This is a genomic window from Rhizobium sp. BR 249 (assembly GCF_047445895.1).
Taxonomy (GTDB): domain Bacteria; phylum Pseudomonadota; class Alphaproteobacteria; order Rhizobiales; family Rhizobiaceae; genus Rhizobium.
Window position 1 is genome coordinate 85,778 of sequence record NZ_JARWKX010000002.1, and the last position, 23,759, is coordinate 109,536.

Consider the following 23,759-nt stretch of genomic DNA (forward strand, 5'->3'; position numbering starts at 1 on the left):
AGGTCGGCCCGTATGACAGTTTGATGTCGAAACTGAAAAACAGCTGAAAACCGCCAGCACCTGTTTGACATGGGAGCCTTCTAGAGAGGGCCTGAGAAGGAAGCGTACATGCCGCGCTTCCAAGGTCTCGGAGACGCTTGCGCCCCATGAAAATCATTCAGATCACCGACACCCATTTCAGCCCGAACAAGCCGCATTTCAACGGCAATTGGGCGCCGCTTCTGAGCTGGATCGAAGGGACAGGCGCCGATCTGATCGTCCATACCGGTGATCTCACCGTCGACGGAGCCGACAAGGACGAGGACATCACCTTCTCGATGGATCTGATGCGTCAGGTGTCGATCCCGATGCTGATCGTCCCCGGCAATCACGACGTCGGCCATTTCAGGGAATCCGATCAGCCCGTCAATGCCGAGCGGCTCGCGCGTTGGCGCAGCCTTGCCGGCGACGACCGTTGGCTCGAAGATGCGGCCGGCTGGCGTTTCATCGGGTTGAACTCGCTGCTTCTCGGTCACGAGGACGAGGAGGAGGAAAGCCAATTCGAATGGCTCGCCCAGGCGCTTTCCGAAAGGGCAGGGCGGCGCGTGGCGCTTTTCGCCCACAAGCCGCTGTTCGTCGATGCTTCCGACGAGGGCGATACCGGATATTGGAGCGTTCGTCCCACGCAGCGCCGGCGGCTCTATGATCTGATCGCGGCCCATGACGTGGCGCTTTTCGCGAGCGGCCATCTTCACTGGGCCTGGCAGGGGCGTTTCGGCAATACCGCGCTGACATGGGGTCCCTCGGCCGCCTTCATCATCGACAAGATGGAGCGGGAAATGCCGGGCGAACGCCTGATCGGCGCCGTCATCCATGAATTCGATGCATCGGTCGCAAGCACGATCGTCGCCGTTCCCGGCATGACCGCGCATGTGCTCGATGATGTCGTGCAGGAAGTCTATCCCCAGGCGGTCAAGCAGCGGGAGCCCGCCGAATGAGCGCGCTCTCGCTTCGCGGCATCACCAAAGCCTTCGGCGGCAACCACATTCTGAATGGCGTCAGCCTCGACGTCGAACCTGGCGAATTCATCGCCTTGGTCGGCCCCTCCGGCTGCGGCAAGAGCACCCTGCTGCGTGTCCTCGCCGGCCTCGACCATGCCGATAGTGGTGAGATCCTGATCGGCGGGAAAGATATGTCCGGGGTCGCGGCGGCCGACCGCAACATCGCCATGGTCTTTCAGTCCTACGCCCTCTATCCGCATCTGACGGCCTCTGAGAACATCGCCGTGCCGCTGGCGATGCGCCGGCTGTCGACGACGCAGCGGCTGCCATTCATCGGCTCGTTGATGCCGGGCCAACGCGCGATCCGCGCGGTGATCGCCCGCGACGTCAGGGAAATGGCGACATCGCTGAAAATCGAACACCTGCTGGACCGCAAGCCCGGCCAGATGTCCGGCGGCCAGCGCCAGCGCGTGGCGCTCGCCCGTGCCATGGTGCGCCGGCCGAGCATCTTCCTGATGGACGAGCCGCTGTCCAACCTCGACGCCAACCTGCGCGTCCATGCCCGCGGCGAGATCGTCGACCTGCATCGCCGCGCCGGCGTGCCGACGCTCTACGTCACCCACGACCAGGCGGAAGCACTGTCGATGGCCGACCGCGTCGCCGTAATGATGGGCGGCCGGTTGCTGCAGATTGCAAGCCCTGAGGTCATCTATGACGATCCTGCCCATGTCGAGGTCGCCCGTTTCATCGGCCAGCCGCGCATCAATCTGCTGCCGGCGGAAGCCGAGGACGGCGTGGTTGCCTTCGGCGACCTGCGCCTGACGCTGGAAAACCCGCCCACAGGCAAGATGCCGGTCACGCTCGCCATTCGCCCCGAGTTCGTCGCTGTCGAGTGGAACCGCCAGGACGGGCTTGCCGCCCGGATCGAGCGTGTCGAGTTCCTGGGATCGGAGGTCATCCTCTACTGCCGCCTCGATGCGATCGGCGAAACCGTGATCGCCAAGGTTCAGCCGCCCGAAGCCGCGGGCCTCGCCGCCGGCGATCCGGTCGGGCTGCGGCTTGCCGCAGGCCGGACGATGGCCTTCGCCAAGGACGGCAGCCGGTTGGCTGCTCGCGCCGAGGCCGGCAATGGGCTCGCCGCAGGCGACATCGCGCGGGAGAGGGCGCATGGCTAGCGTCGTCTCCATGGCCATGCCAGCCAATCCCGCCGTTGCGCATCGACGCAGCGAGGCCCGCATCGCCTGGATGTTGGTGCTGCCGGCGATCGTGCTGCTGTTCCTCTTCGTGCTTTTGCCGGTCGCGGCTGTCGTCTTCCTCGGCTTTACCGATTTCGAACTCGGCTACGGCAAGTTCCGTTTCGTCGGCTTCGAGAACTACGCCCACCTGATCACCGACCGCACATTCCGCAAGTCGCTGTGGAATACGACGGTCTATACGGCGATCGTCGCGCCCGTCTCGATCCTTCTCGGCCTCGGCATCGCCATGTTGATCGAGAGCGAGACCGCCGCGCGCAGCTTCTTCCGCACCGCTTATTTCTTGCCGGTCGCCTCGCTGATCGTCGCCATGGCGACCGTCTGGCAATACATGTTTCATCCCACAATCGGCCCGATCAATGCGCTTCTGGCATTGGCGGGATTGCCTGGCCCGAACTGGCTCGGCAGCTCCGGCACGGTGCTTTACAGCCTCTCGATCATCGGCGTCTGGCAGTCGGCGGGCTTCAGCATGGTGCTGTTCCTGGCCGGGCTGACCGCGATCCCGCGCGAGCTTTACGCAGCCGCCGAAGTGGACGGCGCCAGATCCGCCCTCGATCGCTTTCTGCTCGTCACCTGGCCGATGCTCGGACCGACCACGCTCTTCGTCATCACCATCAGCATCACCAACGCCGTGAAGGTCTTCGAGACGGTTAAGACACTGACGGAAGGCGGCCCGAACAAGGCGTCGGAGGTGCTGCTCTTCACGATCTACCAGGAAGGCTTCGTCTACCTGCGCGTCGGCTACGCCTCGGCGATGACCGTCGTCTTTCTGCTGATCCTCGTGGTGCTGATGTTCCTGCAGTACCGCATCCTCGATCGGCGGGTGCATTACACATGACGAGCGCTTTTTCCCTCGGCCGGATCATCCGCCTGACGCTGCTTTCCCTCGGCGCGATCATCTTCCTCTCGCCCTACGTCTTCATGATTTCGGCGGCGGGCAAGGCGCAGGGCGATATTTTCACTTCGTCGCTGTCGTTGATCCCGGCGCACTTCGCCTATGCGGAGAATTTTGCCAAGGCCCTGAGCCGGGTGCCGATGGCACGGCTCCTGTGGAACGGCGTCGTCGTCTGCGGGCTGATCTTCTTCTTCCAGGTGCTGGTGGCGATCCCTTGCGCCTATGCCATGGCGAAACTGCGTTTCGGCGCGGCGCGCGCCATGATGGTGCTGGTCATGCTCGGCCTGCTTGTGCCGATCCATGCCACCGCCTTGCCGCTATATGTCGCCTTCGACCGCGCCTCGCTGCTCAACGGCTACGCCGCCCTCGTTGCGCCCTTCACCATTTCGGTTTTCGCGATCTTCATGTTCCTGCAGTTCTTTCGCGCCATGCCGGATGACCTCATCCATGCCGCGCGTCTCGACGGCATGTCGGAGCTCGGCATCGTCGCCCGCGTCATCGTGCCGAATGCCTGGCCGGCCGTCACCGCCTTCGCCATCTTCTCGGTCGTCGCGCACTGGAACGATCTCTACTGGCCGCTGGTCGTCATCAGCAAGCAGGATTACGCCACGCCGCCGCTTGGGCTGATGTATTTCCGCGCCGCCGAAGCCGGCGACGATTACGGCGCGCTGATGGCCGCCACCCTCATGATTACCCTTCCCCTCGTCGCCGCCTTCCTGCTTGCGCAGAAGCGTTTCGTCGAGGGCATCACCATGACCGGTCTCAAAGGCTGACCGGCTTCAACCCAGGAGAACGAGCGATGAAACATATCACCCAGCTTCTCGCCGCAGCGGCCGTATCCTTGGCAATCGCGCTTCCCGCGCATGCCGAGACGACGCTGACGGTTCATTACCCGATGCCGGGCTTCTTCAAGGACGTAATGGACACGATCTCCAAGAAGTTCATGGCGGAACACCCCGACATCAAGATCCAGTTCGCCAGCCCGTCCGCGACCTATGAGGAAGGCATCCAGACGATCCTTCGCCAGGCCGGCACCAGCGAAATGCCCGACATCACCTTCATCGGCCTGAACCGCCTGCGCATGCTCGACGAGCGCGACGTCGCCGTCGATCTCGGCCCGCTCGTCCAGAAGGACGGCAACATGGCCGAACAGGGCTTCTCCGACACGATCCTCAAGCTCGCCCAGGTCAAGGGCAAGCAGGTCGGCCTCGCTTTCGCCACGTCCAACCCGATCATGTATTATAACGCCGATCTCGTGAAGGCAGCCGGCGGTAATCCCGACAATCCGCCGAAGACCTGGGACGAGGTCATCGCGCTCGGCGGCAAGATCAAGGCGCTCGGCAATGGCGTCGACGGCATCGATTTCCGCTGGCAGGGCGACGACTGGATGTTTTCCGCGCTGCTCTTCGGCGCCGGCGGCAAGATGCTGAGCGACGATGAAAGCAAGGTCGCCTTCAACGGTCCGGAAGGCCAGAAGGCCGTCGAAGTCCTGCATCGTCTCGCCACCGAAGGCGGGATGCCCGTCTTCACCAAACCTGCCGGTGAGCAGGCCTTCGCGGCCGGCAAGGTCGGCTTCGAATTCCAGACGACGGGCGCGCTGCGCAACACGATCAAGAACGTCGGCAACAAGTTCGATCTGCGCACCGCCAAGATCCCGCTGATCGATCCGGTGAACGGCCGCCTGCCGACGGGCGGCAACGCGGTCGTCATCCTGACGCACGACGCCGCCAAGCAGGACGCCGCCTGGAAGTTCGCCAAATTCGCCGCCGGCCCTTATGGCGCCTCGGTCGTCGTGCCGGGCACCGGTTATGTCTCGAACAACGAGCTTGCCGCCAAGTCGCCCGAATATCTCGGCGATTTCTACAAGCAGAACCCGCTGTTCCAGGCAGGCCTCAGCCAGATGCCGGTGATGATCCCCTGGTATGCTTTCCCGGGCTCCAACGGCGTCAAGGTCACGCAGACGATCGTCGATAACCTCTCGCGCATCGTCGACCAGTCGGCCGATCCGAAGGAAGCGCTTGACGACGCGGCCGCCGATGTCGAGGGCATGCTGCCGCGCAGCTGATCGGCTTCCCCGCAGGCAATAGGATAGGGGCCGCCACGCCAAGCGCGTGGCGGCCTCTTCTTTTCCTGGCATTTCAGATGGCGCGCACCGTGCCGCCGCGGCGAAGCGTATAGGCGACATCGAGATGGCGGGCAGGGGCGGCATTCTCCGCCATGTCGAGAAGCAGCGAGGCGGCCGTCGCGCCCATGCTAGCATCCGGCATTTCGATCGTCGTCAGCGGCGGATCGATCAGCCGGCCGATGGCGATGCCGTCGAAGCCCGCGACCGAAACATCCCCCGGCACCGACAGCCCCTCGCGCTTCAGCGCGCCGATGACGCCGAGCGCAAGGAGATCGTTGGAGGCGATGATCGCCGTCGGCGAAAGCGAATTCATCGCCGCGTGGAGATCGAGCTGGTCATAGCCGCCGACGAAGGAGATCTGGATCACATCGAGCGGTGTCAGGCCGTTTTCTGCCATGGCGTCGAGATAGCCCTGGTAGCGAAGACGGGCGCGGTCGGAGGCGGCGAAATTGCCGGAGAGAAAGAGAATGTGACGATGGCCCATGCCGATCAGGAAGCTTGTGATCTCGCGGCCGGCGCCGCGGTTGTCGGCGGTAACAGCCGCCGGAAACTGCGCCGTCGGCAGGTTGTTGAGAAGCACCGTCGGCGGCAGCCTGGCAAGCAGCGCCTCGCTGGTCGATGGATCGCAGACGGTCAGGATCAGCCCGGTCGGCCGGTCGTTCAGGAGTGCGGCGACGGCATCGGCCTCGCGTGCCGGATCGTAATTAGACTGGGCGATCAGAACACCGTGGCCGGCCACCAGCATGCGGTTCTGAATGCTGGACAGCGACGAGGCGAAGACCGGATTGGTGATGCTCGGGATCAGCACGCCGACCACCGGCCGGCGACCGGGCCGCCCGGCGGAGTGATAGCCGAGTTCGGCTGCGGCGCGGCGCACCTTGCGCACCATCAGCTCGCTGGCGGGCCCGTTGCGGTTGAGAACGCGGCTTGCGGTCGCCAGCGAGCAGCCTGCCCGGAATGCGACCTGCTCCAAAGTCGCCATCGAAAACGCCTCCTGGTGACAGTATCGAGGCGCAATCCTTTAGGTGGGTTCGATGACAGTGATCTGACACTCGCTCACCGTTCAGGAGCGCCGTTTGACCACACGCACTTTCATTTTCGACACGATCAAGCCGGCGAAGGCGCCAGGCGAGCCCAAGCGTCGGGGCTGCAATGTTTTGACCTGAATCAAGGACGTTTACGACGAGCGGGCAGATGATCGCGCTATCGCCACGGCTGCATATGGGAGGATCGCTCGATGGCTGCGTTCACCGGAAACGGCTCCGAAATTCCGCCACCCAGTTCGGGGACAGGCGGATGCAGACCAAGCGAAAGGAGAAACGACATGAGAACGACAAAAATTGCAGCCGCGGTCTTGCTGGCCGCGGCGATCGCCGGCGGCAGCGTGGGACTTGCCATCGCACAGACGAGCGGGGCAGATCCGCATCATCCCGCGAATGGATCTGAGGGTGCCTCGCCCGCGGGAACGGAGGCGACGACCGGACAGGACCAAGAGGCCATGCCCGGTTCCGGCTCGATGCCCGGCGGAATGATGGGACGAGGCATGATGATGCAGCCGGGCATGATGGGCGGCATGCCGCCGATGGGCATGCGCGGACAGGTGATGAAGATCATGTTTGCGATCGCCGACGCGGATGGGGATGAGGCACTGTCCTTCGAGGAGGTGACAGCTATCCACAAGCGCATTTTCGATAGTGTCGACGCCAACGGGGACGGCAAGGTTACGCGCGAGGAGATGCAGGCGTTTTGGCGGCCGTAATCGGGGTTCGCAGTTTACCGGCAGTCGCGGTACCTCCTGGAATATGATAGGTTGAAAGAGCATTGACCGCGGGAGGGGGAGATGCGCCGGATCCTTCTGTCTCTGATCCTTTGTGTCCAGTCCGCATCGATGTCGGCCGCATCAGGCGTCTTTTACACGACTGCGTTCGACGGCAGCCGGTCGGTGAGCCTCAGTCTGGCCGAGGGCTGGCCGGCCGACGATCCCGCCTTCGATTTCGACGTCGTCATCACGCTATCGGAAATCGACCGCGGCGGGGTCGTGTTCTATCAGGACGGAGGAAGGCACGAGGCAAGCGTGCGCTGCGTTTCGCCCGCCACCGTGCGTCTGAATTCCGCCGAATATGCCGTCGACGTTTCGGCCCGGCCGGGAACCGATTGGAAGCGCGATCTCTGGGCGAGGCTATGCACCGCTCCGGCTTTCTGACCGGTGGTATGGCGCGGCCCGATCGCTCGCGGCGTCAACCTTTGCGCGGACGGATCTCCATGAACAAGTAGGGTGCTCCGGCGCCGGAGGGGATGGCGTAGACGTCACAGGACGCTTGCGGGTCGTCGCCCATCCCCAATGAGCCAGGCGGCATGCCCGGCACGGCCAGCCCCCTGACCGGTGGTCGCTCCCGCAGCAGGCGCTGGACGGATTCGAGCGGCACATGCCCCTCGATGTAATATTCTTCGACCACGGCGGTGTGACATCCCTCCAGGTCGGCGGGCACACCCAGCCGCGCCTTGACGGCGGCAAGGTCGTCGGTATCGCGGGTGTCGACGGAAAATCCGGCCGCCGCCATCGCCTTCGACCACTCATGACAGCAGCCGCAGTTGGGGTCCTTGTAGACGGTCATCTTCGCCGGCGCGGCGGCGAGGGCCCAGCCGCCGGGGAAAGCCAGGGCGGAAGTCGCCACTGCAATGAAGCTTCTTCTATGCATCATCTCCACTCCTCGTTCGCTGCCGCCCGGACACGGAGCCGGGCGGCAGGAGTTCAGCTACTTGACGTCAGTGACCGTCAGCTTGCCATTCACCCGTTCGGCGACGAACTCGATGCTCGAACCTTCCTTCAGCTTGTCGATGAGAGCCGGATCTTCGACCCGGAAGACCATCGTCATGGCGGGCATGTCGAGGTTTTTCAGGTCCTCGTGCTTGATGGTGACCTTCTTCGCCTTGGCGTCGACCTTGTTGACGACGCCTTTGGTGAACTCCTCGGCGAGCGCCCCGAAGGCCGCGCTGACGGAGAGCAGGGCGGCTAGACTGATTTTGATCATCGCAGTTTTCATATTCGTGGCTCCTTGTTGGGATTATTTCCCGGCGACGCTGACGTCGCCGTGCATGCCGGCTTCGTAGTGGCCGGGGATCAGGCAGGCGAACTTGAACTCGCCGTCGGTCGTGAACTTCCAGACGATCTCGCCGGATTGACCGGCCGGAAGGCGGATGGAATTGGCGTCGGCATGTTCCATTTCCGGAAACTTCTCCATGACCTTCTTGTGCTCCAGGATCTTGTCTTCCTGATCGAGCACGAATTCATGGTCGACGGTTCCGGCGTTCTTGATCGCGATCTTGACCGTCTGTCCCTTGCGGACGTTGAAGACCGCAGGAATGAACAACATCTTCCCGTCGTCGGTTTCCTTCATCGTGACGCGGATGGTCTGCGTCGCCTTGGCCTTGTCGCCGGGCTCTCCGACAGCCATTTTTTCGCCGTGACCGCCGGCATGGTTGCCGGAGGCGAGGGCAGGAGTTGCAAGCGCGGCAAGCGCCAATGCCAATATGAGGTTTTTCATGCGTAGATCCTTCTTTTGACGTGGGAGGTTGGGCCTCAGCCGTTCGTCGGCTTCGGTGTAATCTGCGTCTTCGCGTCCTTGGCCTTGGTTGCGTCCGGCAACTCGCCGGTCCACTCCCAGGCCTGCGTTCCCGGCGGGTTTTCGTACCAGCCGGGATCGGAGTAATCGTCCGAGGAGATCCCCTCGCGGACTTTCACGACCGAGAACATGCCGCCCATCTCGATCGGTCCGTGCGCCCCCCAGCCGGTCATCATCGGAAGCGTGTTCTCGGGAATGGGCATTTCCATTTCGCCCATGTCGGCCATGCCCTTGGTGCCCATCGGCATGTAATCCGGCTGAAGCTTCCTGATCTTCTCTGCAACCTTGGACTTGTCGGCCCCGATGAAGGTCGGAATGTCATGACCCATGGCGTTCATCGTGTGGTGCGACTTGTGGCAATGGATCGCCCAGTCGCCGAGGTATTTCGCATCGAATTCGTAGGCGCGCATGGCGCCGACGGGAATGTCGATGCTCACCTCGGGCCACCGTGCTTCCGGCCGCACCCAGCCGCCATCCGTGCATGTCACCTCGAAGTCATAGCCATGCATGTGGATCGGATGGTTCGTCATCGTCAGGTTGCCGACACGCACGCGCACTCGGTCATTCCTGGAAACGACGAGCGGGCTGATGCCGGGAAAGACGCGGCTGTTCCAGCACCACATGTTGAAGTCGGTCATTTCCATGACCCGCGGCACGTAGGAGCCCGGATCGATGTCGTAGGCATTGAGCAGGAAGACGAAATCGCGGTCGACGCGCATGAGCGCCGGGTTCTTGGGATGGACGACGAAAAAGCCCATCATGCCCATCGCCATCTGCACCATCTCGTCGGAATGCGGGTGGTACATGAAGGTGCCCGATTTCACGAGGTCGAACTCGTAGACATAGGTCTTGCCGACCGGAATGTGCGGCTGCGTCAGCCCGCCGACGCCGTCCATGCCCGATGGCAGGATCATGCCGTGCCAGTGGACCGTCGTATGTTCCGGCAGCTTGTTGGTGACGAAGATGCGGACCCGGTCGCCTTCGACCGCCTCGATTGTCGGACCCGGGGACTGGCCGTTATAGCCCCAGAGATAGGCGGTCATGCCTTCGGCCATCTCGCGTTCGACCGGCTCGGCGATGAGGTGGAACTCCTTGACGCCGTTGTTCATCCGATGCGGAAGCGTCCAGCCGTTGAGGGTGACGACCGGCTGGTAGTCCGGGCCGGTGGCCGGGTGGAGCGGCGGCTGCATGTCCGCCGATTCCATCGTCGGGGCGTCGGGCAGGCCCATCGCCGAGGTCTTCGTCCAGGCGCCGGCCGCCAGCAGGGCCGCACTTGCGCCGAAGAGTTGTCGTCTGTTGAACATGGTGAGTTCCTTTCTCAATGACCGCCGCTGCCGCCGCCGGAGGCAGCGGCGACGTCCGTCTCTTCAGACGCGCTGGTCGCGCCGCCGCCGTAGATCGCCGGCGCGAGATTGGCCTCGGCGAGCCAGAAGTCGCGCTTGGCGTTGACGGAGAGCAGAATGGAATTGATCTTGTCGCGGGTGTCGGCCAGCAGCTCGAAGGTGTTGGAGATCATGCCGTTGTAGGTCAGCAGGGATTCCTCCTCGACCTTGGTGCGCAGCGGCACGACATTGTTGCGGTAGTGCCGCGCGATGTCGTAGTTCGAGCGATAGGCCTCATATGCGGAGCGTGCTTCCGAGCGGACGTTCACGGCCTTCTCCGCCAGCAGGTTCGCCGCGCGCATATATGCCACTTCGGCCTTGCGCATCCGGGCCTTGCCGGTGTCGAAGATCGGGATCGCGAATTCCAGCTCGATCTGGCCGGTCGTTCTGGTGGTCTTTTCGTCGTCCTCGATTTCCCGTTCCGTCTCGAAGCCCGTCAGGATTTCGAGATCTGTGACATAGCGCGTCGCTTCGGTGAGCCCGTAGGACTTGGCTGTCGCCTCCAGTTCGAGCTTCGCCACCTGAAGGTCGATGCGGCTCCTCAGAGCCTCGGCCTCGATGGTATCGCGTTTGACGACGGACTTGGGCAGCGGCGGCAGGCTGTTCGGGATCTGGTAGTCCAGATCCGATCCCCAGAGCCCCATCAGCCGCGTCAGCTCTTCCTTGGCGAGGCGTGCCGAAAGGCGGGCCTTTGCCGTCTCGCCGGCGAGTTCGGCGACGAAGACATGTTCGCGCGCCTGGCCGCCTTTGGTCATCGCACCGGTCTCGCCAAGTTTTTCCGCCAGTTCGGAAGCCGCGTCCGCCGTCGCCTGGGCGCGCTGGAGCTGCCCGACATTTTCCCAGGCCGCCACCGCCCCGATCCAGGCACGCCGCATATCGGCGGCAACCTCCAGCGTTTTCACAGCGGCGGTCAGTTGCGCCTGCCGGAAACGGGTGTCGGCGATCGCCACATCCCGGTTCCGCGTCACAAGCGCCAGGATGTTCGTCGCGATCATTCCTTCGATGGTCTTGAACGCCTCCAGTTCCGGCGTGCCCATGCCGGTCGTACCGATGGAAACGGTCGGGTTGATGAGCGTCGTCGACTGCCAGGCATCGGCCGCGCTGTCCCCGAGATCGGCATAGGCGGCCTGGAGGCCCTTATTGTTGAGCAGGGCGATCTGGACGGCCGTCTCGACGTCGAGGACTTTTCTTCGCGCGAGCAGGCTTTTGACCTCGGCGGCGACCGACTGGGCCTGGTGCTGGTTCTGGATCCAGACCGTCTGCTTCGCCGTCGCGATGGCCGTCTTGTCGGCAACGGAAGCGAAGCCTGCTTGCTCGCCGGAATATTCGGCGCCCGTGACGCAGCCGCTCAGCGCCAGCGGGAACGCCAGCATGGCCGTCAGTTTTCTAAGGCCGATCATGAGGCGTCTCCTTTCGCGGGAGACTGCAGATCGTTCTGTCTGCGCCATGGTTTGGGATCGACGGGCTGCCTGGCGACATAGCCCGAAACCGGCGACCGATATGCGGTCGGGCGCGGCGACGGCTGTTCGACCGCGGCGGAAGATGCTACCACGTCGGGAGGAAGCGTGGATGCGCAGCCGCCGATTGCAAGCGGCAGCCCCACCACGAAAAGCGAGGGTTTCATTATGAAATTTCCGAATGAGAGATAAGCTGCGGGCGCTCGCCCGAAGTCAGGCGGCGACCGAATGGACCCGATCGAGCGGGCGCGTCTCTATTCAGATATTCGGGGGGCGGTGGAGCGGCGGCAGTTCGCCGAAGGTCGTGCGGTCGTCCACGAACTGACGGATCGAGGTGACGACAGGTCCGCCGACGTCGGGGCTTTCACAAATGATGCCGAGCCCGCCGCAGAAATCCTTGCAGCATTCCTGCTTGACGAGCTTCGATGTGCCGCCATCGTCATCGGGCACGTCGATGCGCGAGTGGTCGTGATGGCCCGCTTCCGCCATGTCGTGGCCTTCATGGGACAGCATCACCTCTTCGGCGACTTGCAGTTCGGGGAACGGGGAACCATGCATCGCCGCGCTGGCGTTCGACAGCGAGTACCCCGCCAGTGATACGATGATCACCAGCCGCATCATCACGAGCAACGTGCTCATTGTGATTCGGTACATCTTGCCCATTCCCGAAGAGCTACAGGTAAAGCAGCTCGTTTTCAATCGCGGAAACTAGCTACCGCCGACGTTCGAGTCCTTTATATGACGTATCCCGCAAGACGTGTGACGCTGGCCACTTAGACGTTTTCTGCCGGCCGCTTCCGGCGCGGCAACAGCATCCGGTCGACCGTCTCGTCACGGGCGACCAGCGTGTGCCATGCCGCCGCGGCAAGATGCAGCGCCACCATCGCCAGGATGATCTTCGACCCGACGACATGATAGGGCGCGATCCCGAACCAGAAATAGCTGGCGATGAATCCCATGCAGGCCTGTCCGATGATCGCGGCGTAGAAGGCGTGATGAAGCGCCGTGGCGATCCGCCCGGTCCATGTGCCGGGCGCGGCAGGCTCGGGTGGCTGAAATATGCGAAGAACGAGCCGGATGCCCATCAGCAGGCCGATGCCGATCCCAGCGTAGTTGTGGATCTGATGCTGGACGATGTCCCACGCGGATGGGGTCGTCCCCATATGGACGGCATGATGAATTCTCTCGATGCTGCCGCCAGTCAGATACTGCACCGGCACCATGAGGGCGACCAGCCAGTGAAGCCCTATTTGAGCGAGCGAATAGCCACCCTTCATCGATCCTCTCCCTGCCAGAGGCGCAGACTAATCGGCGGCGGTTAACGCTTCCTCATAGGCAATAGCCGGGAACCTCGGGGGAGCGCCCGGCACGCACGTCCGCAGCGAGCAGGCGCTGTCGGCAATGCCGGCGGAGCACGCCTTTCACCTCATGCTCCAGACCTGCACGACCTGCCACGCCAGGTTCAGGGCGCAATAGGTATTGCCGCTACACGTTCAAACAGCCATGTTCGACGCCGCCGACATCACTTCCCGAGGGGCGGGAACGCCGAACATATGACGCCCAGCCTCCTCGACCTCCGTGAAGCACCAGCGCACCACGCCATCGCGATCGAGCAGGAATTCCCCGACGAGCTGGCCTTCGCCGGAAGCGATCATTCGCGTGTCGTCTTCGGTGAACTCATAGCCATCCGCCTTGTCGAGATATTCCGTCGCTGCCATCACGTTCATCGGAGCAGGGAGCTCGTTCGGCATGTCCACGCGCATCGAGGTCACCGTGCCCATGCTGATTTTGTGTGGCCAGTCGTCCTCGGATTCGGTGAACTGAAGGCTCGGCAAGCCGAAAGCCCGGTGCGATACCCGCTCCGGGTCCGAGGCCGCCAGCAGGTTGGGAAGCGGGTGATAGCGGAAGTAGAGGCGGGCGCGTTCGATCGGCGTGTTGACGACGGTCAGGCTGTCGATGCCTTTCTCCTGCAGAGCATCGGTGAGTTCGGCCATGGCGGCGATCTGCCGCCGGCAGAAGGGGCAATGCAGTCCGCGAAACAAGCCGACGAGCACCGGCTTCTGGCCGCGAAAATCGTCGATGGCTATCTTGCCCTGGCGGGTGATCGCATCCAGCACCACGTTCGGCGCGCGATCGCCGGGCTGTAATGGTCTTTCAGCGTGGTTCTCCTGCATGTTTCGTTCCTCCCTTTATCCTTTTGAATCGACTGGACTAACCGACCCTCATGATAATGACGGCGATCAGTCTAGAAATGGCAGGACGACGAGCGTGGACGGATCGAGGTTGTGGCGGATGCACACGTCCTGCGCCAGCGTGAAATATCGTTCCGCCTCCTCCATATCGTCGTATTCGAGGCTTAATGTCGCCAAGCCATCATAGCACGGAAAGAGCAGTTGCGGCTCGTCAATTTCTTTTGCAACCTCAAGGGCTTCTTCGTAATACTTACGAGCTAGCTTCGGCTGCCCGTGGCATTGGTGAATCTGACCGAGCACGATCAAGGGCACGGAAAGATGGTCGCGCTGATCGAGTGCCCTGTCGATTTCGACGGCCTTCTCAGCTGCCGGTACGCCCTCGGCGCCGCAGCGATCGGTGAAGGTGCAGCAGGAAACCGCGAGATTGGCGAGAAGGCGCGCCTGGAAGCCGAGATCGCCGATGCGGGTGGCGACCTCCAGCCCGCGCCGGCAGACCTTGATGGCATTGGCGGGATCGACGATCGTGTAGAGAACGCCGAGATTGGAATAGGCGCGGCAGGCGGCGCTCTGAAGATCGGCCCTTTCGGCGACAGAGAGGCTGCGCTCCACTTCCTGCACGGCATCGCGGCGGCGCCCGAGCCGCGCAAGCGCCGCCCCTTTGGTGTTCAGCGCCTCGGCCATCGCCCGCGCTGCCTCCCGTCCGGCTTCGGTCGTTCCGTCGATCGGCAGCGTCTGCAGGCATTGGAGCGCCTGTGTCGCCCATTCGGCGGCGGCGGCCTGATCCCCCATGCGGAAAGCCAGATGGCCGCGCTCCTGCAGGAGATGCGCATGTTCGACCGGCGCATCGATCGACGCGATCATCGCTTCGGCTTCGGCGCAATGGATCTCGGCTTGATCGCGGCGGCCGGCGTCGAGATGCAGACGGCCGATCTTCCGCAATATCCTCGCTGCGGCGATGGGCTCATCCTTACCGCGGTGGATCGCAAGCGCTTGCTGATAATGGTTCAACGCGGCCTCGCGCAGGCCCGCAGGACCGCAGAGATCGGCGAGACGCTCGAGGAGCGCCAGTTGCTCGGGGGTCACTTTCTCCTCGTTTGCGAAGGCCGCAAGCGCCTGCCGGTAGAGGCGCATCGCGTCGTCATTGGCGTAGGTCTTGCGCGCCAGATCGCCCGCCGCCATCAGATAGCTGGCCCCCTTGGCCTTTTCGGTGGTCAGGCTGAAATGATGGCCGAGCTGTGACAGATGCTCGGGCCGGTCGGGCGCCGCGCCATATTGATGCTCCAGAACCTCGCCGATCCGCCGATGGAGCTCCATACGCCGTTGCAGCAGGAGATTATGGTAGATGACGTCGTGCATCAGCGTCTGGCTGAAGCGATAGCCCGGCGATATCACGGCATCTGGCCCGCGCAGTTCCTCGACGATGTTGGCATCGCAGAGATAATCCAGGGCGGCGTCGATGCCGGCCGGATCGGTGGCGACAGCGCGGAGGAGGGCGGTATCGAACTTCGGGCCGACGACCGCCGCCTCCTGCGCCAGCCGTCTTATCTCCTGCGGCAGACGATCGACACGGGCAAGCAGCAAGGCCTGCAGATTGACCGGAATATCGGCATCCGTGTCTTCTGCCGCCACATGCCAGCGCTGACCGTCCTTGTGCAGCGCGCCGATGTCGATCAGTCCCCGCAGGAATTCCTCGATGAAAAGCGGATTGCCGCCGGCGCGCTCCAGGATTCGTTTGCGCATCGCCACTGGCAGCTTGCCGTGACTCTCGCCGAAGAAGGCGGCCAGCAGCTTCTGCCCATCGGTCGCGGCGAGCGGGCCGAGACGCTGCATGGTGACGCTGACGCGACCGGAATTCAGCGGATCGGTCTGCGATGTCGGCCGGTAAATCGCGAGCAGCATGAGGCGGCTGCGTTCCAGCCGGTCCATCATGAAGCGAAGCACCTCGAGCGAGGCGGCGTCCACCCAATGCAGATCCTCGATGATGAGCAGCAGCGGACCTTGCCCCAGCCGTCGCTCGAAGACTGTGCGGATTGCATAGAAGATCTGCCGCCGCAACTGTTCCGGTTCGATATGCCGCAATACGCCGTCGGGATCGCCGAGCCCGAGCACGTACAGGAAGAGCGGTAAAAGCCCCTCGACGTCCTCCTGCGTAAGATCCAATGCACGAAAGCCCGTCGTCAGCAATTGCCGCGTTCTGTCGGGATCATCCCGCTCGCCGATGCCGTAGGCGCTGCGCACGACGGCGGCGAGCGTGCCATAGGATTGTTCGCCAAGGGGAGAGCAGGTGGCTTTGCGAATGGCCAGCCCCGGGAAACGGCCGGCATTGCCGGCGATTGTCACGAATTCATTCGCCAGCCGCGATTTGCCGATGCCCGCTTCGCCGATCAGCCGGACAAGCTGTGCCGCGCCGCCGCAGGCAAGATCGAGGCATGTCAGCAACCGCGACAACTCCGTGTCCCGCCCGATCATCGGCGCCTCGAGGCCGAAGCTTTCGAGCCCACGCGCCGTATGGGGCGCCTCCAGCAGCCCTGTCAGCCGATGGACGAGGACGTTTCCGCTTTTGCCGCGCAATGCCTGCGCGCCGAGGCTCTCGAAGGCAAAGGCATGGCGGGTGAGGCGATAGGTCAGCGGTCCGACGAGGATATCGTTTTCGCCGGCCATGGATTGCAGGCGCTGCGCGGTGTTCACCGTGTCGCCGGTGACGGAGTAGGATTTTGCGCTGACCGCACCGAAGCCGCCCGTGACGACAGGGCCGCTGTTGATGCCGATATGCAGACGAAGCGGCACGCCGGCGCGCGAATGCCAGCGCTTCCCGACCTTGTTAGCCCGATCAATCATATCGAGGGCGGCGCTCAGCGCTCGCACAGGATCGTCCTCATGTGCGACCGGGGCGCCGAACAGCGCCAGGAGCGCGTCGCCCACGAACTTGTCGACGAAGCCGCCATAGGCCTCGACCGCCTGGGTCATCTCTTCGAACAATTCGTTCTGCAGCACCCGCATGACTTCCGGATCGATCTGCTCGCTGAGCGTCGTGAAGCCGCAGAGATCGGCAAAGAGCACGGTCACCGGCCGCCGGTCGGCATCGCCGTCTGATTGAGACGGAACCGTCTCGATGGGAGCCTTCGCCGCAGGTTGAGCTTTGTTCGAGAGCGACGCACCGCATTTGGGGCAAAAGGCAAAGTCGGGCTGAGAGGGATAGCCGCAGGCGGCACAGGAGAGTGGCTGCTTTGCGCCGCATCGCGGACAGAAAGCAAAATCGCTCTGAATATCGAAACCGCAGCCGGCGCATTCCATCGGAGCGTCTCACCGAAAGCTCGATGCGTCACGATCGTTCAGCCGCAACCCACGAGCCAACGACAGCCAGAATGAACCTGCCGCCCCAACTCCGCAAGCGCTAACAAGCGGCTGCACGGCGGCGGTCGCGGCCTTAGGCAATTCCGCGGAACTGCGCGCCGCTTGATGGATCATTCACGCGCACTGGAACAAGCATCGGGACGCATCATTGTCGCGGTTCTCAGATGTTTTGATGGAGAAGAAACCGCTTCCTTGCGCTCCATCAACGACGGGGTCGTGATTGGGTTGTATTGTGGCGACCCGTTGGCTGCAGGGAGAGATGCCGATGACCTATATGCTGAAAAACCTGACCCCAGCAGAATGCTCGGCCATTCTTGAGCAGTCCCGCTTTGGCCATCTGGCGTGTTGCAAGGATGATCGGCCCTACGTCGTGCCCATCTATTTCGCCTATGCAAAGGGCGCGATCTACAGTTTTTCAATGCCGGGCCAGAAAGTCGACTGGATGCGCGCGAACGAAAATGTGTGTCTACAGATCGATCAGCGCGGCACTGGTAGAGGCTGGACCAGTGTCGTCATCGATGGACGCTTTCAGGAGTTTCCCGATAGCGATCTCTGGCGCGAGGAAAGACTGCATGCGTGGTCTTTGTTGCAAAAGCATTTCGACTGGTGGGAAATCGGCGTGCTGAAACCGGCGGAGCAAACGAACACGGCCTCCGATCCCATCTTTTACGGCATATTCGTCCGGGAGTTGACCGGTCGGACGGCGCTTTCGATTGATTGAGACAATGGCAGGGGCGCCCCGGGACGATGATCCCGGGGCGCCTTGTTCAATGGGCGAGGAAGAGGGGAACCCGGCTTTCCTCCAGCATCGATCGCGTTACACCACCGAAGAGACGCTGTTGCAGCCGAGGATGGTTATAGGCGCCCATGACGATCATGTCGGCAGCAATGTCGAGGGCGCGCTGGCGCAGCACCTCGTCGACGCTGCGCCCGCCGCTCGCCACGCGATCGACATCGACCTTCACGCCATGGCGCGCCAGGAAGGTCGCCACGTCGGCGCCTGGTTCTTCTCCGTTCGCTGATGAAGATGCCAGCGGATCGACAAGAGTGACATGCACCGATTGAGCATCTTTCAAGAACTCGATCGACTGTCGTGCCGCCCGCGAAGCCTGGTTGCTGGAATCCCAGGCCAGCAATATTGTCTTCGGAGCGTAGGCGATGCTCGTTTTTCTTGGGCTGATCAGCATCGGTGTCGCCGACTGGAACAGGGCGCCGTCGATGACTCTGCGCCGGAGGTCTTCATCACTTGCGGCCTGCGGACCGATCAGGACAAGATCGGCATAGAGTGCCCGCTCGGCAATATCTTCATCCGCCCAGGCAAAGTCGGTATAGATCTCCACCACTTCGGAGGAGGTCTCGCTCTGTGCGAGGATCGACTTGATATCGGCTGCCTTTTCCGCGAGGCGTTCGATGTCGCGCTGGCGCTCTTCGATCCAGACCGTCGAGACGAGTCCGTAGGAACCGGTGGCCGTTGCGCCCATCGAAATCACCATGGCGGTCAGATGGGCGCCAAGGGTTTCGCAAAAATCTATCGCGACTTTCAAATCCTCGTGGAATTGATTGACGCCGAGAACACTCAAAACAGTTTTGATGGCCATGATCGGATCGCCTTTCCTGTTGGAGATGGCGAAACTTAATCATCCATGCTCACGTCATGCATTGATCTGTCGCAAAGCGGCGAAGTTCGCGAAGACTAGGATGCTCAGATAGGTGAGGGCGGACGGCGTCAGATCCGATTTATATTTTCGCGATACTGCCGGATTCGCCACAGGCTCCCACTTACGTCGTGAAGAGCCGACGAAAAGTGAGTGACAGGAGAGCGAAGATGTTGATTACAGATCGTGACTGCCAGGAAGGAGGAGCACGTTTTGCCGTGCCGACATTCGGCGAAATCGAGGGAAAGCTATTGGTGTGCGAAGTCGTCGCGACTAGCTGCCTGCGACAGCTTCTCACTCACTCCGGTGCCGCCGCCGTGCCGGTGATCAAACGTCGGGTCAGGCGATTGCTGGAGGCCCGTTGCGAGGGCGAAAAACTCTGCCGTGACGATACGGAGGCGGCGGTGGAGTATGCATTCCAACTGGTGGAAGCCGCCGCGGAAGCGGCCGGAAAGAAGCCGAGAGTTTCGCGAACCGCTGACGGCTGCGATACAATCCGCCGGCTCAGGGCAGTGCGAGCTCCGCAACGCCGCTAGTTTCGGAAAGTTTGCGATGTAAGTCACGGCCTTTCAGGAACGAATGGCTCAACAGAGACCAGCTTGAGCCTGCTGCCGCATTCCGACCGGTTGGCGCGCGGGAAACCACCTCAGGCTGCAGCTCCAAGAAAAAGCAATCGCGCTTGGAACAAGTCGACGCCTTTCGCGTTTTCGCTCTTCGGTGTCAAGAAGAGGAGGATTTCATGCCTACGTTCGCAGCGACGCAGGTCACGCCACCTGACGAACACGTCGTTACAGCCCGCGAGGCTCTCGAGCCACTTTACGAAAAGCTGGAAATGCAGACGGAGTCGACGCTTCTTGCCGCTGCCGTGGAAGCAGGGTGGCCTCCCGAAGAGGCAACCAGGGCCTTGGCGACGCTCAGATTGCATGATGCGCTGGCAACACTCGGACGGACAGTCTGAGCTTGGTTGGGCAGGTCTCGGTCATTCATTGCCGCAGCGTCTCCTTGGCGCAAGCGCCATTCAGGCGCGGGGAGAATGTACCCCGGCTACAACACTTAATCGCATAAGATAGATTATGGAACATTGGCGTATGCCCTGATGCATAAGGGCCTGCGGTTTCCGCCCTTTGCACTAATCTGCCGGACGTGCCCAGTTCGTTCAGTCCGCCATATAATCGCACCGGATGACGACGTTGGATATCTGATATCCTGTCATCGTTGTCTCGCCTCGGAGAAATACCCTGCCAGGCCGGCAAGCACGACACCGAACGGGACACTTCGAATGACCCTGGCGGCAACGAAAGCAGCGCCTGTGGCCAAGGCAAGCTTTGCCCAAGGATAATCTCCGAGCTGGACGTGGGCGTTTGCATCGATCGATGCCGCTTTGGCTTTCAGCGCCGTTTCCGCATCTTCGCGCAGCATGCCGATGCGGGCGCGCAGCAGCCTTAGCTCCCGCCGCAGAGCGGCCAGGCTCTGGTCGGCATCGTCGCGCGCGGCATCGGCAAAAGGCAGTTCACCTTCCTCGATCAGTTCATCGGGATCCGGCGGAAGGAACCCGTCGCGGTTGATGGATGATTGCATGGACGTATCCTCGAATATGCGAGCAGGACGAATTGAGGCCCCGCGTGACCGCGGGGCCTCGTTGACATCAGTGATCGCGTCGGAAACCCTGGCTTTGTTGCGAGCCGCCTTGCGACTGGGTCTGCGATTGCCGATTATCAGCGTCGGATGGCGCCGAACCGGTGAAGGTGTAGGCGCGTACTTTGGCGCTTCCATGCGTGGTGTCGCGCCTCGCGACCGGGCGCGCGTCGTCGGAAGCCGAAACGGATTCCCGGCCTTCGAATGCGCTCTCCGACACGGCGAGGTCATCGGAAGCTTTGCCCCCGTGGGCTGATCCGGCAAAGCCCGTGTTCGAGGCGCCTTCGAATGCGCCCTCTGACGACCAGAGATCTGCCCGCTCATCCATATCGATGCTGCCCTCGTCGTCCAGGATATCGTGGACGGTCTCATAGAGCGCGTCGTCGATATCGTTGACCTGGACGAGGAAGCCGCCTCGCCGCAGCCCTTCCGCATAGACAGCGCGATCCTCGTCGGGGAGGAAAAAGTCTGCCAGCGCATCGAAGAAGCCGCTGCGGTCATCGCTCATCGCGCCGGCATTTTTTCCATCCGCCTCATATCCGGGCATCAGCCGTATTCGCGCAACCGGCACGCCCGCGTCTTCAAGACGGGAAACGGCAGACTCGGCTTCCGATCGGCTATCGAAAAATGCCGTAAGGCTGCTGCCGCCAGTCGGGCCTGAAAAGGCCGGGTTGGTATCGTTGTAAATGCTGCTCACGGGGCTCTCCTCTCGATGTGCAGATCCAGCCGCCGATCGACGTCTGGCTTCCTGAATCGGAGAACCGGCGGATGAAGTGAAGGTTCCAAGACAATGGCGATGAGAGCGGCGGTGGCCGCCCCTCGCCCCCGGTTCCATAACGTGCCCAAATTACCTCAGAGGCGAAGTGTCGTGGATCACGCTGCTCGATGCGCGCCGTGAGCGGTTGACGTCAAACCTTCGAGGCGCTAGCACGCTTTCAACGTATCGGGGATAATTCATCATGGATTTCTTTTCGGCAGCCGCTATGACGGCTTTGCTGCAGGTCATTGCTATCGACCTCGTTCTCGCCGGCGACAACGCCGTGGTTATCGGCCTTGCCGCCGCCGGCCTTGAGGCCGCGCAGCGCCGCAAGGCAATCATCGTCGGCATTCTGGCCGCGACCATTCTGCGTATCCTCTTCGCCAGCGTCGCGGTTTATCTGCTGGCGATCGTCGGCCTGCTGCTGGCCGGCGGCCTGCTGCTCCTGTGGGTCTGCTGGAAGATGTGGCGTGAACTGCGTGCCGGCCATGGCGAGCATCACGAAGCGGGGGGCGCTGCAAGCGCGCCGAAAAAGACTTTCTTCCAGGCTGCGACCCAGATCGTCATCGCCGACGTTTCGATGTCGCTCGACAACGTGCTCGCCGTCGCCGGCGCGGCGCGCGAACATCCGAGCGTTCTGATCATCGGTCTTGCACTGTCGATCGCGCTCATGGGCCTCGCCGCAAACCTGATCGCCCGGTTGCTCAACAACCACCGCTGGATCGCCTATGTCGGCCTGCTGATCATCCTCTACGTCTCGCTCGACATGATCTATCGCGGCGCCACCGAAGTCCTGCCCTACGTGCAGTGACGTTTCATCAGTTCGGGGGCGGGCTCAGCCCCCGATCCTGACCTCGGTCTCGAAACTCATCTGGTCATAGGCCGGCTCCACATGGTCCGGCGTTTCAGCCATCACCGCGTCATAATCGAGCGGCGTGTGCATGTGCGTGAGGATCGCGCGCTTCGGCTTCAGCCTGCCGATCCAGTCAAGCGACTGTTCAAGCGACAGATGGCTCGGATGGTAGGTATATTGCAGCGCGTCGATGATCAGCACGTCGAGATCTCGAAGCTTGTCGACGGTTTGGGGCGGAAAGTCACTGATATCGCTGCAATAAGCGACATCGCCGATCCGGAAGCCGAGCGAGTGAATGTCTCCGTGCTGCTGGATATGCGGATAGAAATCTATCCTGCCCCCGGGACCGCGGATTTCGACGGGGCCATCCAGGTTTTCGATGACAACAGGCAGCACGATCGGCGGATAGTTGCTGCCGGGCGGCGTTTCCAGGCAATAGCCGAAGGCTTCGCGCAGCCTGTCCATCGTGAATTGATCGGCAAAGATCGGCACGCGCCGGCGCGTATTGTGAAAATAGCCGCGCAGATCGTCGATGCCATGGATATGATCGGCATGCGGATGGCTGTAGAGCACGGCGTCGACGTGGTCGGCCCCTGCCCTGATCATCTGTTCGCGAAAATCCGGTCCCGTGTCGATGACGACGGTCGTCACACCACCATCAGGCGCGAATTGCTGCACCATGAACGAGGCGCGCGTGCGCCGGTTCTTCGGATTGTCGGGATTGCAGGCGCCCCAGTCGCCGGTGATGCGTGGTACGCCCGGTGACGACGAACAGCCGAGAATGGTGAAACGCCGCCGGTAGAGCACGCTCTCAAATCCTCGGCATCTTCGAGAACAGGCGGAAAGCGTTATCCGTCGTGATCCGCGCGACGTCGGCATAGGAAAGGCCGATGGTGTCGGCGAGCACCTCCGCCGTATTGACGACGTAGGAAGGCTCGTTGCGCTTGCCGCGCCAGCGCTTCGGCGCGAGATAGGGTGCGTCGGTCTCGACGAGGAGCCGCTCATGCGGGATCGTCTTGGCAATCTCGCGCAGCTCTTCCGATTTCGGGAAGGTCAGGATGCCCGAGAAAGAGATGTAGCCGCCGAGCTCGACGCCGGCCTTCGCCAGTTCCGGGCCGGCCGAAAAGCAGTGCAGGATGAAGGGGAAGGCCCCCTTCCCCATTTCTTCCGTCAGGATCGCAGCCATGTCCTCGTCGGCGCTGCGGCTGTGGATGACGAGCGGAAGCTGCGTTTGCCGGGCGGCGGCGATATGCCGGCGAAAGCCGGTCTGCTGGTCCTCGGGCTTCTGCGTATCGTAGAAATAGTCGAGACCGGCCTCGCCGATCGCAACGACCTTTTCATGGGCATTGGCCAGCCGCACCAGATCTTCCGTCTGGATATCCAGCTCGTCGCCGGCATTGTTCGGATGGGTGCCGACCGAGCAGAAGACGGATGGATATTTCTCGGTGATGGCGAGCAGCCCGTCGAGCTTGCGCACCCGCGTCGAGATCGTCACCATCTGCGCGACGCCCGCCTGATGGGCGCGCGCGACGATCTCGTCGCGCTCCGCTTCGAAGTCGGCGAAATCAAGATGGCAATGCGTATCGACCAGCACGGCC

At 62.5% G+C, this 23,759-nt stretch carries 27 protein-coding genes and 1 pseudogene; 12 read left to right on the plus strand and 16 right to left on the minus strand.

Annotated features, from left to right (window positions below; genetic code table 11):
* Positions 1-146: 146 nt before the first annotated feature.
* From QD408_RS02965 to QD408_RS02985, 5 genes are read left to right on the plus strand one after another with little or no spacing between them, the layout of a single operon-like run.
* Positions 147-977, plus strand: a complete 831-nt coding sequence (locus QD408_RS02965) for a metallophosphoesterase family protein (protein ID WP_414138287.1) — start codon at positions 147-149, stop codon at positions 975-977.
* Positions 974-2,155: an ABC transporter ATP-binding protein gene (locus QD408_RS02970; RefSeq protein WP_414138288.1), complete on the plus strand. Its 1,182-nt coding sequence runs from the start codon at positions 974-976 to the stop codon at positions 2,153-2,155. Before QD408_RS02965 ends, QD408_RS02970 begins: the two co-directional genes overlap by 4 nt.
* Positions 2,148-3,071, plus strand: a complete 924-nt coding sequence (locus QD408_RS02975; protein ID WP_414138289.1) for a carbohydrate ABC transporter permease — start codon at positions 2,148-2,150, stop codon at positions 3,069-3,071. The genes QD408_RS02970 and QD408_RS02975 overlap by 8 nt, the downstream gene beginning before the upstream one ends.
* Positions 3,068-3,901: a carbohydrate ABC transporter permease gene (locus QD408_RS02980; RefSeq protein WP_414138290.1), complete on the plus strand. Its 834-nt coding sequence runs from the start codon at positions 3,068-3,070 to the stop codon at positions 3,899-3,901. The genes QD408_RS02975 and QD408_RS02980 overlap by 4 nt, the downstream gene beginning before the upstream one ends.
* A 26-nt stretch (positions 3,902-3,927) precedes the next feature.
* Positions 3,928-5,193 carry an ABC transporter substrate-binding protein gene (locus QD408_RS02985; protein ID WP_414138291.1) on the plus strand — a complete coding sequence of 422 codons (1,266 nt, stop codon included), beginning with the start codon at positions 3,928-3,930 and terminating at the stop codon, positions 5,191-5,193.
* Positions 5,194-5,266: 73 nt separating this feature from the next.
* On the opposite strand, the gene QD408_RS02990 is transcribed toward QD408_RS02985, so the two are convergent.
* Complete coding sequence (locus QD408_RS02990) at positions 5,267-6,235, minus strand: substrate-binding domain-containing protein (protein WP_414138292.1); 969 nt, start codon at positions 6,233-6,235, stop codon at positions 5,267-5,269.
* Between the two features lie 342 nt (positions 6,236-6,577).
* Between QD408_RS02990 and QD408_RS02995 the strand changes: the two genes are divergently transcribed.
* Positions 6,578-7,012: an EF-hand domain-containing protein gene (locus QD408_RS02995; protein ID WP_414138293.1), complete on the plus strand. Its 435-nt coding sequence runs from the start codon at positions 6,578-6,580 to the stop codon at positions 7,010-7,012.
* 81 nt (positions 7,013-7,093) lie between these two features.
* Positions 7,094-7,456, plus strand: coding sequence for a hypothetical protein (locus tag QD408_RS03000; RefSeq protein WP_414138294.1), 363 nt, complete (start codon positions 7,094-7,096; stop codon positions 7,454-7,456).
* A 34-nt stretch (positions 7,457-7,490) separates the two neighbouring features.
* On the opposite strand, the gene QD408_RS03005 is transcribed toward QD408_RS03000, so the two are convergent.
* The 8 genes from QD408_RS03005 to QD408_RS03040 form a co-directional block, all read right to left on the minus strand.
* The gene (locus QD408_RS03005; RefSeq protein ID WP_414138414.1) at positions 7,491-7,952 is read right to left on the minus strand and encodes a DUF411 domain-containing protein; all 462 of its coding nucleotides are present in this window, start codon (positions 7,950-7,952) and stop codon (positions 7,491-7,493) included.
* A 57-nt stretch (positions 7,953-8,009) separates the two neighbouring features.
* Positions 8,010-8,297, minus strand: coding sequence for a copper-binding protein (locus QD408_RS03010; protein ID WP_414138295.1), 288 nt, complete (start codon positions 8,295-8,297; stop codon positions 8,010-8,012).
* A 21-nt stretch (positions 8,298-8,318) separates the two neighbouring features.
* Positions 8,319-8,798 (minus strand): plastocyanin/azurin family copper-binding protein, encoded by a 480-nt coding sequence (locus QD408_RS03015; RefSeq protein WP_088685026.1) that lies wholly within the window; start codon positions 8,796-8,798, stop codon positions 8,319-8,321.
* A gap of 35 nt (positions 8,799-8,833) precedes the next feature.
* Positions 8,834-10,180 carry a multicopper oxidase family protein gene (locus QD408_RS03020; protein ID WP_414138296.1) on the minus strand — a complete coding sequence of 449 codons (1,347 nt, stop codon included), beginning with the start codon at positions 10,178-10,180 and terminating at the stop codon, positions 8,834-8,836.
* Positions 10,181-10,194: 14 nt separating this feature from the next.
* Positions 10,195-11,658 (minus strand): TolC family protein, encoded by a 1,464-nt coding sequence (locus QD408_RS03025; RefSeq protein WP_414138297.1) that lies wholly within the window; start codon positions 11,656-11,658, stop codon positions 10,195-10,197.
* The gene (locus QD408_RS03030; RefSeq protein ID WP_414138298.1) at positions 11,655-11,882 is read right to left on the minus strand and encodes a hypothetical protein; all 228 of its coding nucleotides are present in this window, start codon (positions 11,880-11,882) and stop codon (positions 11,655-11,657) included. The genes QD408_RS03025 and QD408_RS03030 overlap by 4 nt, the downstream gene beginning before the upstream one ends.
* Positions 11,883-11,973: 91 nt before the next feature.
* Positions 11,974-12,369 (minus strand): hypothetical protein, encoded by a 396-nt coding sequence (locus tag QD408_RS03035; protein WP_414138299.1) that lies wholly within the window; start codon positions 12,367-12,369, stop codon positions 11,974-11,976.
* Between the two features lie 119 nt (positions 12,370-12,488).
* Positions 12,489-12,992 (minus strand): cytochrome b, encoded by a 504-nt coding sequence (locus tag QD408_RS03040; protein WP_414138300.1) that lies wholly within the window; start codon positions 12,990-12,992, stop codon positions 12,489-12,491.
* Between the two features lie 73 nt (positions 12,993-13,065).
* Here QD408_RS03040 and QD408_RS03045 point away from each other — a divergent pair.
* Positions 13,066-13,191: pseudogene (locus QD408_RS03045) on the plus strand (cytochrome C); the annotation flags it as partial.
* Between the two features lie 17 nt (positions 13,192-13,208).
* On the opposite strand, the gene QD408_RS03050 reads toward QD408_RS03045, so the two are convergent.
* Positions 13,209-13,889: a peroxiredoxin-like family protein gene (locus QD408_RS03050; RefSeq protein ID WP_414138301.1), complete on the minus strand. Its 681-nt coding sequence runs from the start codon at positions 13,887-13,889 to the stop codon at positions 13,209-13,211.
* A 66-nt stretch (positions 13,890-13,955) separates the two neighbouring features.
* On the minus strand, positions 13,956-17,201 hold the full coding sequence (locus QD408_RS03055; RefSeq protein WP_414138302.1) for an adenylate/guanylate cyclase domain-containing protein: 3,246 nt from the start codon (positions 17,199-17,201) through the stop codon (positions 13,956-13,958).
* 325 nt (positions 17,202-17,526) lie between these two features.
* Here QD408_RS03055 and QD408_RS03060 point away from each other — a divergent pair, with 325 nt between their 5' ends.
* Entirely contained in the window at positions 17,527-17,982 is a 456-nt protein-coding gene (locus tag QD408_RS03060; protein ID WP_088685019.1) for a pyridoxamine 5'-phosphate oxidase family protein, read from the plus strand.
* 46 nt (positions 17,983-18,028) lie between these two features.
* On the opposite strand, the gene QD408_RS03065 is transcribed toward QD408_RS03060, so the two are convergent.
* Complete coding sequence (locus QD408_RS03065) at positions 18,029-18,859, minus strand: universal stress protein (RefSeq protein WP_414138303.1); 831 nt, start codon at positions 18,857-18,859, stop codon at positions 18,029-18,031.
* A 227-nt stretch (positions 18,860-19,086) separates the two neighbouring features.
* Between QD408_RS03065 and QD408_RS03070 the strand changes: the two genes are divergently transcribed.
* Positions 19,087-19,452, plus strand: a complete 366-nt coding sequence (locus tag QD408_RS03070; RefSeq protein WP_414138304.1) for a hypothetical protein — start codon at positions 19,087-19,089, stop codon at positions 19,450-19,452.
* A 203-nt stretch (positions 19,453-19,655) separates the two neighbouring features.
* A complete protein-coding gene (locus QD408_RS03075; protein WP_088685016.1) occupies positions 19,656-19,874 on the plus strand; it encodes a hypothetical protein in 219 nt (72 codons plus the stop codon).
* 251 nt (positions 19,875-20,125) lie between these two features.
* Here QD408_RS03075 and QD408_RS03080 read toward each other — a convergent pair whose 3' ends face one another.
* Together QD408_RS03080 and QD408_RS03085 are read right to left on the minus strand one after the other, a co-directional pair.
* Positions 20,126-20,494 carry a hypothetical protein gene (locus tag QD408_RS03080; RefSeq protein WP_414138305.1) on the minus strand — a complete coding sequence of 123 codons (369 nt, stop codon included), beginning with the start codon at positions 20,492-20,494 and terminating at the stop codon, positions 20,126-20,128.
* A gap of 67 nt (positions 20,495-20,561) precedes the next feature.
* On the minus strand, positions 20,562-21,248 hold the full coding sequence (locus QD408_RS03085; RefSeq protein ID WP_414138306.1) for a hypothetical protein: 687 nt from the start codon (positions 21,246-21,248) through the stop codon (positions 20,562-20,564).
* A gap of 262 nt (positions 21,249-21,510) precedes the next feature.
* Here QD408_RS03085 and QD408_RS03090 point away from each other — a divergent pair, with 262 nt between their 5' ends.
* Complete coding sequence (locus QD408_RS03090; RefSeq protein WP_088685013.1) at positions 21,511-22,119, plus strand: TerC family protein; 609 nt, start codon at positions 21,511-21,513, stop codon at positions 22,117-22,119.
* A gap of 24 nt (positions 22,120-22,143) precedes the next feature.
* Here QD408_RS03090 and QD408_RS03095 read toward each other — a convergent pair whose 3' ends face one another.
* Positions 22,144-22,968 carry an MBL fold metallo-hydrolase gene (locus QD408_RS03095; RefSeq protein WP_088685012.1) on the minus strand — a complete coding sequence of 275 codons (825 nt, stop codon included), beginning with the start codon at positions 22,966-22,968 and terminating at the stop codon, positions 22,144-22,146.
* Positions 22,969-22,972: 4 nt separating this feature from the next.
* Positions 22,973-23,755 carry a TatD family hydrolase gene (locus QD408_RS03100; RefSeq protein WP_414138307.1) on the minus strand — a complete coding sequence of 261 codons (783 nt, stop codon included), beginning with the start codon at positions 23,753-23,755 and terminating at the stop codon, positions 22,973-22,975.
* Positions 23,756-23,759 lie beyond the last annotated feature (4 nt).

Bases quoted from the DNA above. Each gene is read 5' to 3' on its own strand.
- QD408_RS03020 (WP_414138296.1), bottom strand. From the start codon at position 10,180: ATGTTCAACAGACGACAACTCTTCGGCGCAAGTGCGGCCCTGCTGGCG.
- QD408_RS03015 (WP_088685026.1), bottom strand. From the start codon at position 8,798: ATGAAAAACCTCATATTGGCATTGGCGCTTGCCGCGCTTGCAACTCCT.
- QD408_RS03050 (WP_414138301.1), bottom strand. From the start codon at position 13,889: ATGCAGGAGAACCACGCTGAAAGACCATTACAGCCCGGCGATCGCGCG.
- QD408_RS02995 (WP_414138293.1), top strand. From the start codon at position 6,578: ATGAGAACGACAAAAATTGCAGCCGCGGTCTTGCTGGCCGCGGCGATC.
- QD408_RS03060 (WP_088685019.1), top strand. From the start codon at position 17,527: ATGACCTATATGCTGAAAAACCTGACCCCAGCAGAATGCTCGGCCATT.
- QD408_RS03055 (WP_414138302.1), bottom strand. From the start codon at position 17,201: ATGGAATGCGCCGGCTGCGGTTTCGATATTCAGAGCGATTTTGCTTTC.
- QD408_RS03005 (WP_414138414.1), bottom strand. From the start codon at position 7,952: ATGCATAGAAGAAGCTTCATTGCAGTGGCGACTTCCGCCCTGGCTTTC.
- QD408_RS03000 (WP_414138294.1), top strand. From the start codon at position 7,094: ATGCGCCGGATCCTTCTGTCTCTGATCCTTTGTGTCCAGTCCGCATCG.
- QD408_RS02990 (WP_414138292.1), bottom strand. From the start codon at position 6,235: ATGGCGACTTTGGAGCAGGTCGCATTCCGGGCAGGCTGCTCGCTGGCG.
- QD408_RS02965 (WP_414138287.1), top strand. From the start codon at position 147: ATGAAAATCATTCAGATCACCGACACCCATTTCAGCCCGAACAAGCCG.
- QD408_RS03090 (WP_088685013.1), top strand. From the start codon at position 21,511: ATGGATTTCTTTTCGGCAGCCGCTATGACGGCTTTGCTGCAGGTCATT.
- QD408_RS02975 (WP_414138289.1), top strand. From the start codon at position 2,148: ATGGCTAGCGTCGTCTCCATGGCCATGCCAGCCAATCCCGCCGTTGCG.
- QD408_RS03030 (WP_414138298.1), bottom strand. From the start codon at position 11,882: ATGAAACCCTCGCTTTTCGTGGTGGGGCTGCCGCTTGCAATCGGCGGC.
- QD408_RS03035 (WP_414138299.1), bottom strand. From the start codon at position 12,369: ATGTACCGAATCACAATGAGCACGTTGCTCGTGATGATGCGGCTGGTG.
- QD408_RS03075 (WP_088685016.1), top strand. From the start codon at position 19,656: ATGCCTACGTTCGCAGCGACGCAGGTCACGCCACCTGACGAACACGTC.
- QD408_RS03080 (WP_414138305.1), bottom strand. From the start codon at position 20,494: ATGCAATCATCCATCAACCGCGACGGGTTCCTTCCGCCGGATCCCGAT.
- QD408_RS03010 (WP_414138295.1), bottom strand. From the start codon at position 8,297: ATGAAAACTGCGATGATCAAAATCAGTCTAGCCGCCCTGCTCTCCGTC.
- QD408_RS03040 (WP_414138300.1), bottom strand. From the start codon at position 12,992: ATGAAGGGTGGCTATTCGCTCGCTCAAATAGGGCTTCACTGGCTGGTC.
- QD408_RS03025 (WP_414138297.1), bottom strand. From the start codon at position 11,658: ATGATCGGCCTTAGAAAACTGACGGCCATGCTGGCGTTCCCGCTGGCG.
- QD408_RS02985 (WP_414138291.1), top strand. From the start codon at position 3,928: ATGAAACATATCACCCAGCTTCTCGCCGCAGCGGCCGTATCCTTGGCA.
- QD408_RS03070 (WP_414138304.1), top strand. From the start codon at position 19,087: ATGTTGATTACAGATCGTGACTGCCAGGAAGGAGGAGCACGTTTTGCC.
- QD408_RS02970 (WP_414138288.1), top strand. From the start codon at position 974: ATGAGCGCGCTCTCGCTTCGCGGCATCACCAAAGCCTTCGGCGGCAAC.
- QD408_RS03065 (WP_414138303.1), bottom strand. From the start codon at position 18,859: ATGGCCATCAAAACTGTTTTGAGTGTTCTCGGCGTCAATCAATTCCAC.
- QD408_RS02980 (WP_414138290.1), top strand. From the start codon at position 3,068: ATGACGAGCGCTTTTTCCCTCGGCCGGATCATCCGCCTGACGCTGCTT.